General features: G+C 72.5%; 12 protein-coding genes, 1 tRNA gene, 1 other RNA gene and 1 pseudogene. 7 read left to right on the forward strand and 8 right to left on the reverse strand.

The features are described from left to right. Positions 1-19: 19 nt before the first annotated feature. Positions 20-775 (forward strand): DsbA family oxidoreductase, encoded by a 756-nt coding sequence (locus ABD784_RS14085; RefSeq protein WP_344886075.1) that lies wholly within the window; start codon positions 20-22, stop codon positions 773-775. A 107-nt stretch (positions 776-882) separates the two neighbouring features. Here ABD784_RS14085 and ABD784_RS14090 read toward each other — a convergent pair whose 3' ends face one another. The 3 genes and pseudogenes from ABD784_RS14090 to ABD784_RS14100 form a co-directional block, all read right to left on the reverse strand. Beyond that, positions 883-2,319 (reverse strand): sugar porter family MFS transporter, encoded by a 1,437-nt coding sequence (locus ABD784_RS14090; RefSeq protein ID WP_344886078.1) that lies wholly within the window; start codon positions 2,317-2,319, stop codon positions 883-885. Between the two features lie 105 nt (positions 2,320-2,424). After that, on the reverse strand, positions 2,425-3,063 hold the full coding sequence (locus ABD784_RS14095; protein ID WP_344886081.1) for a LytR C-terminal domain-containing protein: 639 nt from the start codon (positions 3,061-3,063) through the stop codon (positions 2,425-2,427). Positions 3,064-3,194: 131 nt separating this feature from the next. Further along, a pseudogene (locus ABD784_RS14100) lies at positions 3,195-3,491 on the reverse strand (type II toxin-antitoxin system VapB family antitoxin); the annotation flags it as partial. 178 nt (positions 3,492-3,669) lie between these two features. Between ABD784_RS14100 and ABD784_RS14105 the strand changes: the two are divergent. Next, positions 3,670-4,704, forward strand: coding sequence for an isopenicillin N synthase family dioxygenase (locus ABD784_RS14105; RefSeq protein WP_344886084.1), 1,035 nt, complete (start codon positions 3,670-3,672; stop codon positions 4,702-4,704). Here the strand turns inward: ABD784_RS14105 and ABD784_RS14110 are convergent. Beyond that, the gene (locus tag ABD784_RS14110; protein WP_344886087.1) at positions 4,701-5,321 is read right to left on the reverse strand and encodes a hypothetical protein; all 621 of its coding nucleotides are present in this window, start codon (positions 5,319-5,321) and stop codon (positions 4,701-4,703) included. The two genes, ABD784_RS14105 and ABD784_RS14110, sit on opposite strands and share 4 nt — an antisense overlap. Positions 5,322-5,589: 268 nt before the next feature. Here ABD784_RS14110 and ABD784_RS14115 point away from each other — a divergent pair, with 268 nt between their 5' ends. Together ABD784_RS14115 and ABD784_RS14120 are read left to right on the forward strand one after the other, a co-directional pair. Beyond that, entirely contained in the window at positions 5,590-5,919 is a 330-nt protein-coding gene (locus tag ABD784_RS14115) for a stress protein (RefSeq protein WP_344886090.1), read from the forward strand. 146 nt (positions 5,920-6,065) lie between these two features. After that, positions 6,066-6,947, forward strand: coding sequence for a manganese catalase (locus tag ABD784_RS14120; RefSeq protein WP_344886093.1), 882 nt, complete (start codon positions 6,066-6,068; stop codon positions 6,945-6,947). Positions 6,948-7,062: 115 nt separating this feature from the next. On the opposite strand, the gene ABD784_RS14125 is transcribed toward ABD784_RS14120, so the two are convergent. The 3 genes from ABD784_RS14125 to ABD784_RS14135 form a co-directional block, all read right to left on the reverse strand. Continuing rightward, positions 7,063-7,902 (reverse strand): Rieske (2Fe-2S) protein, encoded by an 840-nt coding sequence (locus ABD784_RS14125; protein WP_344886096.1) that lies wholly within the window; start codon positions 7,900-7,902, stop codon positions 7,063-7,065. 169 nt (positions 7,903-8,071) lie between these two features. After that, positions 8,072-9,388 carry a DUF3100 domain-containing protein gene (locus tag ABD784_RS14130; protein WP_344886099.1) on the reverse strand — a complete coding sequence of 439 codons (1,317 nt, stop codon included), beginning with the start codon at positions 9,386-9,388 and terminating at the stop codon, positions 8,072-8,074. Further along, a complete protein-coding gene (locus ABD784_RS14135; protein ID WP_344886102.1) occupies positions 9,385-10,605 on the reverse strand; it encodes an amidohydrolase in 1,221 nt (406 codons plus the stop codon). Before ABD784_RS14135 ends, ABD784_RS14130 begins: the two co-directional genes overlap by 4 nt. Positions 10,606-10,690: 85 nt before the next feature. Here ABD784_RS14135 and ABD784_RS14140 point away from each other — a divergent pair, with 85 nt between their 5' ends. After that, positions 10,691-11,821 (forward strand): Lrp/AsnC family transcriptional regulator, encoded by a 1,131-nt coding sequence (locus ABD784_RS14140; RefSeq protein WP_344886105.1) that lies wholly within the window; start codon positions 10,691-10,693, stop codon positions 11,819-11,821. A 64-nt stretch (positions 11,822-11,885) separates the two neighbouring features. On the opposite strand, the gene ABD784_RS14145 is transcribed toward ABD784_RS14140, so the two are convergent. Further along, positions 11,886-11,970: transfer RNA gene (locus tag ABD784_RS14145), tRNA-Ser, on the reverse strand. Between the two features lie 143 nt (positions 11,971-12,113). On the opposite strand from ABD784_RS14145, the gene ffs reads away from it, so the two are divergent. After that, an RNA gene (ffs, locus tag ABD784_RS14150) (signal recognition particle sRNA small type) lies at positions 12,114-12,210 on the forward strand. A gap of 29 nt (positions 12,211-12,239) precedes the next feature. After that, positions 12,240-13,157, forward strand: a complete 918-nt coding sequence (gene gluQRS, locus ABD784_RS14155) for a tRNA glutamyl-Q(34) synthetase GluQRS (RefSeq protein WP_344886108.1) — start codon at positions 12,240-12,242, stop codon at positions 13,155-13,157. The last annotated feature ends 23 nt before the right edge of the window (positions 13,158-13,180 follow it).

The following is a 13,180-nucleotide window of genomic DNA, read 5'->3' on the forward strand; positions in this document are numbered from 1 at the left end:
GCGCGGCGTTGTCCCGGGCATGACCGACACCCCTTCCCCCGCAGCCCCGCTGCGCGCCCCCGGACCGGCCGCCCGCCTGCGCGTGGACGTCTGGTCGGACGTCGCCTGCCCCTGGTGCTACATCGGCAAGCGCCGCTTCGAGACCGCCCTCGCCCGCGTCCCCTTCGGCGACCGGGTGGACGTGGCCTGGCACAGCTTCCAACTGGACCCGGGCCTGCCGGAGCACTACGACGGCACCGAGCTGGACTACCTCTCGGAACGCAAGGGCATGGCCCGCGAACAGGTCGCCGGCATGTTCGAGCACGTCTCCGCCATGGCGGCCGGCGAGGGGCTCGCCTACGACTTCGACGCCGTGAAGGTCGCCAACACGTGGACCGCGCACCGCCTGCTGCACCTGGCGGCAGAGCGCGGCCTGTCCGGCACGCTGAAGGAGGCGCTCCTCTCGGGGCACTTCGAGCACGGCCTGGACCTCGGCTCCCGCGACGAGCTCCTCGCCGTGGCGACCGGTGCCGGCCTGGCCGAGGACGACGTGGTGCGCGTCCTGGACTCCGAGGCCTACTCCGACGCGGTGAGCGACGACGTCGAGCAGGCCCGGCGGCTGGGCATCAGCGGCGTCCCCTTCTTCGTGCTGGACATGAAGTACGGGGTCTCCGGGGCGCAGTCGGCGGAGGCCTTCGAGCAGGCCCTGACGCAGGCGTGGTCGGAGCTGCCCGTGCTCCAGGCCGCCGGGGGAAGCGCCGACGGGGACGCCTGCGGCGTCGACGGCTGCGACTGACCCGACCCTACGGACGAACACCGTACGAACGAAGCCCGGAGGCCGACGCTCACCGCGTCGGCCTCCGGGCTTCTCTGGTCCATGCCCCGGCCCGTGGCCGGGAGGGGTCAGGCGTGCATCTCCTCGAGTTCCTTGCCCTTGGTCTCCTCGACGAACTTCCAGACGAAGATGAAGGACAGGACGGCGAACGTCGCGTAGAGCCCGTAGGCCAGCGTGAGCCCCACGTTGGCCAGCGGCGGGAACGTGTAGGTGATGACGAAGTTCGCCAGCCACTGGGCGGAGGCCGCCACGGAGAGCGCGACGGCACGGAGGCGGTTCGGGAACATCTCGCCGAGCAGGATCCAGACCACCGGGCCCCAGGACATGCCGAAGGCGACCACGAACACGTTCGCGGCGATGAGGGCGATGATGCCCCACGGCTGCGGCAGGTCGACGACGGCCTCGCCGCCGGGCTCGGTCGCCGGGGTCACGATCGCCTGGCTGAAGGAGATCGCCATCGTCAGCAGGCCGACGGCCATGCCGGCCGAGCCGATGAGCAGCAGGAGCTTGCGGCCGATCTTGTCCACCAGGAGGATCGCCACGATGGTGACGGCGATGTTCACGATCGAGGTGACCACCGAGATGGTGAACGACGCCGACTCGGCGAAGCCGACCGACTTCCAGAGCGTGTTGGAGTAGTAGAAGATCACGTTGATGCCGACGAACTGCTGGAAGACCGAGAGCAGGATGCCAACCCAGACGATCGGGAGGAGCCGGCCGTTGCCGCCCACCAGGTTGCGCAGGCCCTGCTTGGTCTCGATGTTGATGGTCGCCTTGATGTCGGCGATCTTCGCCTCGACCTCCTCCTTGGTCTGCAGCCCCATGACCTCGACCAGGGTCTTGCCGGCGCGGGCGTAGTCGCTGATGGCGACCAGGTAGCGCGGCGACTCCGGGAGGCGCAGGGCGAAGAGGCCGTAGAGCACGGCCGGCACGGTCTCGGCGAGGAACATCCAGCGCCAGGCGTCCAGGCCCATCCAGCCCATGGCGTCCGAGCCGCCCAGCGCACCCGCGATCAGGGCGTTGGAGAGCAGGGCGGCGAAGATGCCGGTCACGATCGCCAGCTGCTGCAGCGCGCCGAGGCGGCCGCGGCTGTGCGCGGGCGAGATCTCGGCGATGTACGCGGGAGCGAGCACGGAGGCCATGCCGACGCCGATGCCGCCGAGGAAGCGCCACAGGATGAGGTCGACGACGCCGAAGGCGAAGCCGGAGCCCAGGGCCGAGGCGGTGAAGAGGATCGAGGCCAGGACCATCGCCCAGACGCGGCCCTTGCGGTCGGCGATCGGGCCGGCGCTCCACGCGCCGGTCATGGCGCCCAGGAGGGCGCAGGAGACCGCGAACCCGGTCAGATGGGGGCCGAGGCCGAAGTCGCCGCTCATGGCGTCGACGGCACCGTTGATGACCGAGCTGTCGAAGCCGAAGAGGAACCCGCCGACGGCGGCCGCGATGGCGACGCCGATGACCCGCCGAGGTGTTTTGTTTCGTTCGGTAACTGAGACGTCTGACATGGCGGACATGCTACCCCTCGGCGGACGCCGTGCGAATGGCGGCCGCACGACGTTGCGCCGCGGAACGGCTACAGGCCGACCAGGGGCCGGCCAGCGGTCGGCCCGTCACTGGCAGACGAGCGGTCCCGGCGCGGTGCTCACCTCTGCCGGCGGCTGCAGCTCCTGGAAGCTCTCCCCGAGGACCAGCCGCACGGTCACGCCCTGCATGTCGTCGTCCCGTTCGTAGACGGCGCCGGGGATCTGGCGCTGCACGGTGAGCGCGGCGTCGTACCCCTCCGGACCGCTCACTACGAGCCCCACCATGCCGCGCGACGGCAGCGAGTCGTTGCCGAGCGCCCCCGGGCGGAAACCGCGGTCGACGAGCTGCGACTGCGTCCCCTCGGCGAGGCCGGGCCGGCCCGTCGCGTTGTAGACGTCCACCGTCACCCCGACCGGGTCCAGGTACTGCCGCTCCCCCGGCGGGCACGCGGGCTCCGATGGCGCCGCGGCGGCGTCGGAGCCGGGCTGCGGCCACGGCAGGTCGAGCCGCTTGGTCAGCACCAGGTAGCCCGCCACCGCCATGGCGATGACGAGGAGCAGGACGAGGACGAGCGCGATCCCGTGGCGGAGGCGCCGCCGGTAGTGCTCAGGGTTCTCCACGTGCTCGGGGTCGTCGACCGCATCGGTCAGCTGCTCGAGGTCCTCCCCGGTGTAGACCTTCCGGCCGTCCCACTCGAGCGGCCCCTCCCCGGTCCGGCGCCTCATTCGGCGGCGCTCCGGGCACCCGCGCTCCGGGCCCCCGCGACCCTGGTGCCGGCACCCCAGGGGCCTGCGGCCGACGCCGCGCCCTCGGCCGCGTCGGCACTCCGGGCGGCCGCGCCGGCGTGCAGGCCGGCCCCGTCCAGGCGCAGCACCCGCGCATGCAGGACGGAACGCTGGTGCAGGGCCGTCCGCACGGCCCGGTGCAGGCCGTCCTCCAGGTACTTCTCGCCCCGCCACTCCACCACGTGCGGGAAGAGATCGCCGAAGAAGGTGGAGTCCTCGGCCAGCAGTGCCGAGAGGTCCAGCGTGGTCTTGACGGTGACGAGCTGGTCCAGCCGGACCTGCTCGGGCGGGATCTGCGCCCAGTCCCGGGGCGCGGTGTACCCGTGGTCGGGATAGGGGCGGTGGTCGCCGACTGATTTGAAGATCACGCTCCCAGCCTAGACAACGCCGGGCCCGCGCCCAATGGACGCCACGACGGCGGCCCGTCGCCCTCCACGGCCACCCGGCCGCGGTGACCGTCAAGGGGTCCGCAACGCGGCGTCACGCACGGCAACCGAGCGTCACAGACGCTGGGGCGGCCGCAACAAATGGCCCTACGGTGTCGCCATGGCTACTGTTCGCACTTCCGTCCCCGTGCTGGATCTCTCCACCGCGCGTCTGGCCGACGGACTCTTCAACCCCGAGTTCATCGACGCCCTGCGCGACGCCGCCCACAACGTCGGGTTCTTCCAGATCGTCGGCTACGGCGCCCGCGAGGGGCAGCCGGCCGAGCTGCTCTCCACGCTCGCCGAGTTCTTCGCCCTGCCGCTCGAGCAGCGCCTGGCGCTCGACAACCGGAATTCCGCCCAGTTCCGCGGCTACACGCGACTGGGCAAGGAGATCACGCAGGGGCGCGCCGACTCGCGCGAGCAGATCGACTACGGCCCCGAGCTCCCCGAGCGGGCGGACGTCCCGGCCGACCAGCCGTACCTGGGCCTGCAGGGCCCCAACCAGTGGCCAGCGGAGTTCCCGCAGCTGGAGCGCGTCGCCATGGAGTGGGCGCAGCTGATGAGCGGGATCGGCGCGGAGCTGCTCGGCGCCATCAGCGTCTCGCTCGGCCTCCCGGAGGACCACTTCGCCGAGCCGTTCGACGGCGACGCCGCCTGGATGGGGAAGCTGGTCCACTACGTGGGCGGGCAGGTCCCGGAGGCCGGCACGCAGGGCGTGGGATCGCACGCGGACTACGGGTTCGTGACCCTCCTGCTGCAGGACCAGGTGGGCGGACTCGAGGTCCAGCCGTACGGGCAGGACGAGTGGATCACCGTGGAGCCGATCGAGGGCGCCCTGGTGGTGAACCTCGGCGAGATGCTGGAGGTCGCCACGGACGGCTACCTCATGGCCACGATCCACCGGGTCACGGCGCCGCCGCCCGGGGTCGACCGCTACTCGGTCCCCTTCTTCTGGTCGCCCCGTCTGGACGCCGTGATCGACCGCGTCGAGCTGCCAGCCGAGTTGGCCGCCGAGGCGCGCGGTGTGTCCGACGACCCGACGAACCCGATGCTCTCCTCCTACGGCGCCAACGTGCTCAAGGGCTGGCTGCGCGCCCACCCGGAGACGGCGGCGAAGTTCTACCCGGAGCTCGTCGGGGCGGCCGCCCGCTAGCGATCCGCGCGGTCGCGGTCGGCCTGCGGGGCACGCCGCTCCAGCTCGAACACGGCCCAGGACAGGACGGCAGCGCCGACGGCCATGACCGCCCGCGGCCGCGCGACGCCCCGGGCCGCCAGCGCCCGGTGCACACGCGCATCGACGGCGGCCCCGCCGGCGGCGCTCGCATAGACGGCGCCCGCCAACAGGCCTCCCACGGCGATGGCCCCGAGCGTCGAGACCCGGCGGGACGCCCTCGCGTCCGGCGCACCGGCGGTGCCCGGCCGGGTAGCACCCGGTACGACGCCGTCGTCGGGGTCGCGCTGCTCGGTCGCCTCCGGGCTGCCCTCCGCAGCACCGCCCGAGCCCGCGCCGTCCTGATCGGCCGCGGTCGCCAGCGAGGCCCGGAATCCGGACCTCCAGCCCAGGGCGCCGACGGCCCCGACGGCGAGCGCCAGCCCGGCGCGGAAGCAGCGCCTGGTCGCGGGACGGAACGTCGCCGGGTCCACGAGGGTCAGGGCGCCCGTGAGCGCGGCCTGCACCAGACCCGACGTCGTCGAGTCCCGCCAGGGCGAGCGGTCGGGTGCTTCCTGCGGCAGCGGCGGGACAGGCGTGGGAGTGGGGTCTGCAGTCATGCGTCCACCCTAGGGCCGCGGGGCGATTCGTCCGGCGATCCGTCCGGCGATCCGCCGGTGCCGCGAGCGTGAGGGGCGCCGGCGCTCACGGCTCACTCCCACGCAGGGGCCGCATCCTTGGAGTCGGCTTCACGCACACTCAGAGACGGCGAAGAGTCGTCCCCACGGCCTTGAGCCTCCCTAGAGACACTTCTAGCGTCGAAGACGTCGGCACCGGAGAGACCGGACGCGACGCAAGACGCAAGACTCAAGCAGAAGGGAGACAGACATGGCTGACAACAACAACCCCGGGCAGTTCGGCAACCGCGAGGACACTGAGCAGCAGGCCTCCAGGGGCGGCCAGCAGAGTTCCGGCAGCTTCGGCGAGTCCAACAGCGCCGACCCGAGCCGCGCAGGCCAGCAGGGCGGCCGGGAGAGTTCCGGCAGCTTCGGCGAGTCCAACAGCGCCGATCCCAGCCGCGCAGGCCAGCAGGGCGGCCGGGAGAGCTCCGGCAGCTTCGGCGAGTCCAACAGCGCCGACCCGAGCGAGGCCGGTTCGCGGGGCGCCGACGCGCAGCCGACCGAGGCCAAGGCCGAGGGCGGACGCAACAGCCATTGATACCGATCGAGCATTCGCGCGAGGGTGCGGGTCCGGAACCGACCGGACCCGCACCCTCGCTTGTTCGGTCCGCTTCCACCACGTTTTCCAGCTCGTTCTGAATCCGATCCGTCCGCCACCCAGCGGGCGCTGAGTGAGGAGTTGAGATGTTCCTTCACAAGCAGGCACTTCAGTACAAGTCCACGCCCGAGAAGCCGGATGCCGTCTACGCCCGGAAGCTGCAGGAGGTGATCGGCGGCCAGTACGGCGAGATCACGGTCGCCATGCAGTACAGCTTCCAGGCGTGGAACACGCACATCCCCGGCAAGTACCGCGATCTGCTCTTCTCCACGGCCGCGGAGGAGTTCGGCCACGTGGAGATGCTCGCGACCATGGTCGCGCAGCTCCTCGAGAAGGCTCCCGTGGGAGTGACGGAGGAAGCCCTCCAGGACGATCCCACCGTCGCCGCCGTGATCGGCGGAACCGACGTGCAGCAGGCCATCGTCGCCGGCGCCGGCGCGCGCCCCGTCGACAGCAACGGCAATCCGTGGAGCGCCGCGTACGTCACGGCCAGCGGAAACCTCCTCGCGGACTTCACCTCCAACGTGAACGCCGAGATGCAGGGCCGCACGCAGGTGGCGCGGCTCTACCACATGACCGACGACCCGGGTGTTCGGGACATGCTGGCGTTCCTGCTGGCCCGCGACACGATGCACCAGAACCAGTGGCTCGCGGCCGCGAGGGAGCTGCAGGAGGAGTCCAAGGAGAACCTGCCCGTCCCCAGCAACTTCCCGCAGGGCAAGGAGCACCAGGAGTACTCGTACAAAGCCTTCAACTTCTCCGACGGGGAGGACATGGCCAACGGCTCCTGGGCCAACGGCACCGCGCCGGACCAACTCGGGGAGTTCGCGTACGTCCCCACGCCGATGGACGGCACGCCGATGCCCCCGCCCACCCATCCCGACGCGCGGTTCTACGGCACCACCGACGTGCCGAACGCCGCGGAGAAGGCTGCAGGGATGGTGCAGGACAAGCTCAAGCGCGAGTAGTCGACGACGACGGCGGCACGCCCCCGCGACGCAGGAGCGGCGCCCCGGCTGACGGCCGGGGCGCCGCTCCTCTGCTCTCTTCTGTCCGCCTGCCGCTCTGTCCGCTTGCCGCCGCTCAGGCGGGACGGAGCCGGACGTGCCCGTCGGAGACCATGGCCTCGTAGCGGGGCTGCGGGACGCTGGCCGGGCCGGTGTCCACCGCCCCGGAGTCCAGGTCGAACGCGCTCCCGTGCCACGGGCAGACGATGCACCCGTCGCGGACATCGCCCTCGGCGAGCGGACCGCCCAGGTGCGAGCAGGTGTTGTGCAGGGCCCGGACCCGGCCCCCGGTGCGGAGCACCATGACCGGCTCGCCGTCGACGTCCACGACCACGGGCGCGCCGTCGTCGAAGTCCTCCAGCCGGCCCACGTCCACCCAGTGCTCCGTCCGCTCGGGCGTGCCGGCGCGGTTGACGCCGACGCCCTGGACGTAGGAGAGGTGGCCGCCGAGGAACCCGGAGGCGCTGACCACGCCGAGCCCGGCGAAGGACAGGCACCGGCCGAGGCCACGGTGACCCGCGCGCCGGCTGAGCAGCGAGGCGAGGTACAGGACGCTGGCCACGGAGTTGGCGGCCGCGTGCACCACGCCCACCCGCCGCTCGGCGCCCTGCGTGTAGGACCAGTCGTGCAGGCCCGTGGCGACGGCCGGGACGGAGCCGAGCAGGCCCGTGGCGACGGCGGTGTCCGCCGCCTGGTCCTGGCCGCACGCGTCGAGGACCGCGGCCATGCCGTAGGCACCGAGCGGCACCGCGATGAGCGCCGGGTGCAGGGGGTGCCCCAGGTGCTTGCCGCCGAGGAGGTTCCGGATCGGAGCCGGGGACAGCACCGCACCGACCTTGGAGGCCAGGGGCTCGGCCACCCGGTCGAGGTCCTTCCACTTCTCCAGTTTCGACAGGAGGGGTTCGAGGTAGTTCACGTCTGCCTTCCTTTCTCACCGCTGGTTCGGCCCGCGCAACGGGCGCCTGCTGCGAGCTTCGCCCGTCCCACGCGGAAAGGCAATGCCTGCGCGCCCTCGACGCCCCCTCGATCGGCGGGCGCCCGGCGACCCGGCAGCGGCCCGGCAGAAGTCCGCCGGGCCCGCGGCGTCAGCCCGCGCCCAGGACGAGCTGCGCGATCAGGACGGAGCCGAGGAACGTCCCGGTCAGGACCAGCAGGCCGACGGGGACGATACGCCACCCGACGCTGCCGAGGACCCGGGCGTCCCGGCCCAGGCCGAGCCCGGCGAGCACGAGCACCGGAGTGGTCATCGGCAGGAAGTCGATGGGCTCCGCCAGCGCCAGCACGCCGCCGGCGATCGGCGACCACGGCAGGGTCGCCAGCATGGCCAGCGTCATGGTCACCACGAGCGAGGAGATCCGCAGGTACCGGTGCGCCAGCATGCCGACGACCACGAAGGCGACGATCATGCCCATGCCCGGCAGCACCTCCAGCGAGACGCCTCCCCCGGCAGCCCACACGGCCACCAGCATCAGCACGGCGGTCAGACCCAGCAGCGACCAGTCGGACGCCGCCTTGCGCGGGGCGGTGTCCTTCTTCGGCACCACCTTCGCCTCCGGCAGGACCGTGCCCGCGTCCTGCGTCTCCCCGCGCTTCCCAGCGCGGCCCCGCGTCAGGAAGCGGTAGAACCGGTCGGCCAGCGGCAGCGCCACGTACACGCCCATGTAGAGGCCCAGCGCGGAGCTGAGCAGGTTGCTGAGCGCGGCGAGGGCGAGGATGTCGCCCTGCATCGCCGGGAACTGGGCGGCGACCGCATTGGAGGCGGCGGCCATCATGGATCCCGAGCCGACGCCGGACCCCATGGCCAGCGCCAGCGGGTCGAACCACCCGGCCCCGGCGAGGATCGAGGCCAGGAGCCCCACCCAGAGGGCGCCGAACACGGTGCCGAAGACGTACATGGCGAGCACGCCGCGGGTCTCGGCGGAATCGACCCCGTAGCGCTCGCCGGTCATGGCGAAGGCGCCCTCCCGGGCGATCGAGAAGGTCGCACCGATCGACGCGCGGCCCATGCCGAGCAGGACGGCGATCGGCATCGCCACCGCGATCGTGAAGAGATTTCCGATCTCCTGGATGATCAGGGCCGGCCCGGCCTGGAGCAGGACGGAGATGTTCTCGCCGACCAGGAAGGCCAGCCGCGTCACGAGGAGCAGGACGCCGACCTGCATCGCGGCCGACGCGACCCGCTGGGTGCCCTCGGGGAACGGCTTGAGCCGCTGCAGGCTGACCGCCGCGCCCAGGAGGAGCCCCCAGATGAGCGGGAGCAGGGTCAGCGTCCCGATCCCGATCCCGATCTCGTGGGTGCCGATGAGCTCGGCGGCGATCGTCACGGCGCCGGCCACCAGCAGGAGCGGGATCCACAGCCGGACCCCGGCGGTGGCCCCGCGCGTGGTCGTCCCGGCGGTCATGACCGCGTCCCGACGCTGGTCGCGACGGCGGACGTCGCGTAGGGAGCGCGGGCGGACTGCTCGGCGAGCAGGTCGCGGCGCACCCCGGGGTCGGAGGCGACCTCGACGATGGCCCGTGCCATGGCGATCGCGCCGTCCACGGCGGCCTCGTCGCCGCCCGGTGCGGCGGCATCGTCCGCGAAGGCACGCGTGTGCGGCGGGTTGCCGCTGCCCTTGACGTCGATCATCGGGTGGATCGAGGGCAGGTACTGGGAGACGTTGCCCATGTCCGTGGAGCCGCCGGTCATGTCGCTGGCGTCCAGGACCGTGCGCCCGAGGCCGCGGACCGCGTCGGCGAACGGGCGAGCGAGCCGCGCGTCCTGGAGCAGCGGCGCATACTCCGGCTCCGTCTCCTCGAACTCGACGGTGCATCCCGTCGCGAGCGCACCCGCCTCGAAGCAGGCGTGGACCCGGCGGCTCAGGTCGCGCAGCCGCTCCAGGTCGAATTCGCGGACCTCGAAGTCGACGATGGTCCGCTCCGGGATGATGTTGGTGGCCTGGCCGCCGTCCCGCACGAAGAGCCCCACGCGGGCGGTCGCCGGCAGCTGCTGCCGCAGGAGGCCCACGGCGACCTGCGCGACGACGGCGGCGTCGCTCGCGTTGACGCCGTCGGTCGGCGCGGCGGCCGCGTGCGCGGCCCGGCCGGAGAACGTCGCCGCGAAACGGGAGACGCCCTGCGTGAACGTCGTCGCCGGGTCCGCGTCGGCCGTGGCGGGGTGGACCATGAGCGCCACGGTGTGGTGGTCGAAGCAGCCGCGCTCGAGCATGAGGACCTTGCCGCCACCGTGCTCCTCGGCGGGGCAGCCGACCACCTCGACCGTCAGGCCGAGCTCGTCCGCGACGGCCGCGAGTCCGATTCCGGCGCCGACCGCGGCGGTGGCGATGATGTTGTGCCCGCAGGCGTGGCCGATCTCGGGCAGCGCGTCGTACTCCGCGCACACGCCGACCACGAAGTCGCCGCTGCCGAAGCGGGCGGTGAACGCGGTGGGGAGGTCGGCCACGGTCTCGGTCACGTCGAACCCGGCGCGGGCGAGCTCGTCGCGGACCCGCGCGGCGGCGCGGTGCTCGGCGAAGGAGGGCTCGGCGTAGTCGTGGACATCGTGGCTGAGAGAGACGAGCTGCGCACGGGCATCGCGGATCGCTCCGTCCACGCGGGCGAGAAGGGCTTCGGAAGTCATGGGGACAGCTCCTGAGGAGGTGATTCGGGTCACTGAAAGCGTACGAAGAGTTGTCACCGACTCCGTCGAGATGCACGATTTCTTCATGGGCACGCATTCACCGCACGATTCCGTCGCAACACCACCCGCTCAGACCGCCCCGGGACCCTCCCGAGGCGGTTCCCGGCGCGGCGGCAGCGGTCACGGCGGGAGCGGGCACGGCGGGAGCGGGCACGGCATCGTCCTCGACGAGGAGGACCTCCGGCTGCTCCACGCCCTGCAGATCGCCCCACGGGCGAGCTGGGCCGAGCTCGGCCGCCTCCTGGGCATGGCCCCGTCCACGGCCGCGCGTCGGTGGGTGCGGCTGGAGGAATCCGGCGCCGCCTGGGTCTCCTGTCAGCCGATCGACGACCCGGACACCTCCATCGGCGTGCTGGAGGTGAGCTGCCGGGCGGGGTCCGCTCTGACCGCGGCCACCACCCTGGCGGCCGACGCGGCCGCGATGACGATCGACATCGCCTCCGGCTCCCGCGACCTCCTCGTCACCGTGACGCAACCCGACCAGCTCGCGCTGAGCGACTACCTGCTGGAGCGGGTCGGCAGGATCCCCGAGGTCGAGTCGGTGCGCAGCCACGTCGTCGCCCGGCGCTACACGGACGCGAGCCGGTGGAGGCTGCGGAGCCTCTCCAAGCGCCAGGAGGCGGCCATCGGCGCGGCCGCCCAGACGGCGATCCATCCCGGCGCGGTCGGCCCGCTGGACCGGCGGCTCGTGGAGCTGCTCTCCACCGACGGGAGGCGGCCCGTCGCGGATCTTGCGGAGCGCCTGGACGTCTCGGAGAGCACGGTGCGCCGGCGCCTGCAGGCGCTCTCGGCGTCGGGCTCGCTGCGGCTGCGCTGCGAGGTGGCGCGCGATCTCACCGAGTGGCGGGTCCTCGAGTGGTTCTTCCTGCGCGTGCCGCCGGACCGGATGGACGAGGCCGGGCAGGCCCTGGCCGGGATCCCGGAGCTGCGGACGGCCCTGTCGACGGCGGGCCCGACCAACTTGATCGCGGCCGCCTGGCTGCGCACCGTGACGGACGGGCAGCGGCTGGAGGCCCGGCTGCGCCAGCAGATGCCGTGGCTCGAGTTCGTCGACCGCAGCGTGGTGCTCCGGCCCGTGAAGCTCGTCGGCCGGCTCCTGGACCCCCGCGGGTTCGCGGTCGGCACCGTCCCCCTCGGCGCCGGCCGGAGCGCCTGAGCGAACGGGTCGTGGAACGACTTCGGGCGGGACACCCGACTGGTGTCCCGCCCGAAGATTTCGGCGGAGGATGGGGGATTTGAACCCCCGAGGGCGTGAACCCAACACGCGTTCCAGGCGTGCGCCATAGGCCGCTAGGCGAATCCTCCAATGGCACTCGACTCCGATCCCGCGACAACGCCGCAGCATCAAAATTGAGCAGGCTCCAGCCTACCCGAGTCGCGCCGGAACCGCGAATCCGGCATCGCCCGCCGCGATTTTCGCGGCCGCCGCCGATCGGCTAGACTCGTTGATCGGCCCCTCATGTGGTGTCATCCTGCTGAACTCCCCCAGGACCGGAAGGTAGCAAGGGTAGGTGGGCTCTGGCAGGTGCATGAGGGGTCTTTACTTTTCCCGGCTCTCTCGCGGAAGGTGTCCCATGGGTTGTGGCCGCTACGCCCCGAGCCCGTCGGGCGAACTCCACCTCGGCAACCTCCGCACCGCCCTCCTGGCCTGGCTCTTCGCCCGCTCCACGGGCCGCGGCTTCCTGCTGCGCGTCGAGGACCTGGACCGTGCGCGGGCCGGCGCCGAGGAGGCTCAGCTCCGCGATCTCGCCGCGATCGGCCTCACGTGGGACGGCGTCGCCGAGCGCCAGACGGACCGCGCCTCCGGCTACGCGGACGCCCTCGACCGGCTGCGCGCCGAGGGCCTCCTGTACGAGTGCTTCTGCACGCGCCGCGACATCTCCGAGGCCCCTCGGGCACCGCACACGCCTCCCGGCGCCTACCCGGGCAACTGCCGGGACCTCTCCCCCGGCGAGCGGGCCGCCCGCCGCGCGGAGCGCCCGGCTGCGCTCCGGCTGCGCGCCGACGTCGTGCAGCTCTCCGTGCAGGACGACCTCCACGGCGAGTACACGGGTGTCGTGGACGACTTCGTGGTCCTCCGGAACGACGGCGTGCCCGCCTACAACTTCGCCGTCGTCGTCGACGACCACCTCCAGGGCGTCGACCAAGTGGTGCGCGGGGACGACCTGCTGTCCTCCGCGCCGCGCCAGGCGTACCTCGCGACGCTCCTCGGCGCGCGGGCCCCGCAGTACGCGCACGTCCCGCTGGCCCTCAACGCGGACGGCAAGCGCCTCGCCAAGCGCGACGGCGCCGTTACGCTGGGTGATTTGTCCACCACTCGCGTGGTGGACGGCGTGGAGCACGGCCCCGTGGGACCGGACCGGGTGCGCGGGGTGCTGCTGGAGTCCCTCGGCCTGCCCGGGGAGTCCCTGGCGGCGGCGCTCGAGGCGTTCGATCCGGCCGCGCTGCCGCGTGAGCCGTGGATCCTCGACTCTCCCCTCACAGGTGCCTGACCCGGCGTGCACGCCCGTGCGGG

This window comes from Zhihengliuella alba (genome assembly GCF_039538765.1).
In the GTDB taxonomy this organism is placed as follows: domain Bacteria; phylum Actinomycetota; class Actinomycetes; order Actinomycetales; family Micrococcaceae; genus Zhihengliuella; species Zhihengliuella alba.

Bases quoted from the DNA above. Each gene is read 5' to 3' on its own strand.
- ABD784_RS14140 (WP_344886105.1), top strand. From the start codon at position 10,691: ATGGGCACGCATTCACCGCACGATTCCGTCGCAACACCACCCGCTCAG.
- ABD784_RS14085 (WP_344886075.1), top strand. From the start codon at position 20: ATGACCGACACCCCTTCCCCCGCAGCCCCGCTGCGCGCCCCCGGACCG.
- ABD784_RS14110 (WP_344886087.1), bottom strand. From the start codon at position 5,321: ATGACTGCAGACCCCACTCCCACGCCTGTCCCGCCGCTGCCGCAGGAA.
- ABD784_RS14115 (WP_344886090.1), top strand. From the start codon at position 5,590: ATGGCTGACAACAACAACCCCGGGCAGTTCGGCAACCGCGAGGACACT.
- ABD784_RS14135 (WP_344886102.1), bottom strand. From the start codon at position 10,605: ATGACTTCCGAAGCCCTTCTCGCCCGCGTGGACGGAGCGATCCGCGAT.
- ABD784_RS14095 (WP_344886081.1), bottom strand. From the start codon at position 3,063: ATGAGGCGCCGGACCGGGGAGGGGCCGCTCGAGTGGGACGGCCGGAAG.
- gluQRS (WP_344886108.1), top strand. From the start codon at position 12,240: ATGGGTTGTGGCCGCTACGCCCCGAGCCCGTCGGGCGAACTCCACCTC.
- ABD784_RS14120 (WP_344886093.1), top strand. From the start codon at position 6,066: ATGTTCCTTCACAAGCAGGCACTTCAGTACAAGTCCACGCCCGAGAAG.
- ABD784_RS14105 (WP_344886084.1), top strand. From the start codon at position 3,670: ATGGCTACTGTTCGCACTTCCGTCCCCGTGCTGGATCTCTCCACCGCG.
- ABD784_RS14090 (WP_344886078.1), bottom strand. From the start codon at position 2,319: ATGTCAGACGTCTCAGTTACCGAACGAAACAAAACACCTCGGCGGGTC.
- ABD784_RS14130 (WP_344886099.1), bottom strand. From the start codon at position 9,388: ATGACCGCCGGGACGACCACGCGCGGGGCCACCGCCGGGGTCCGGCTG.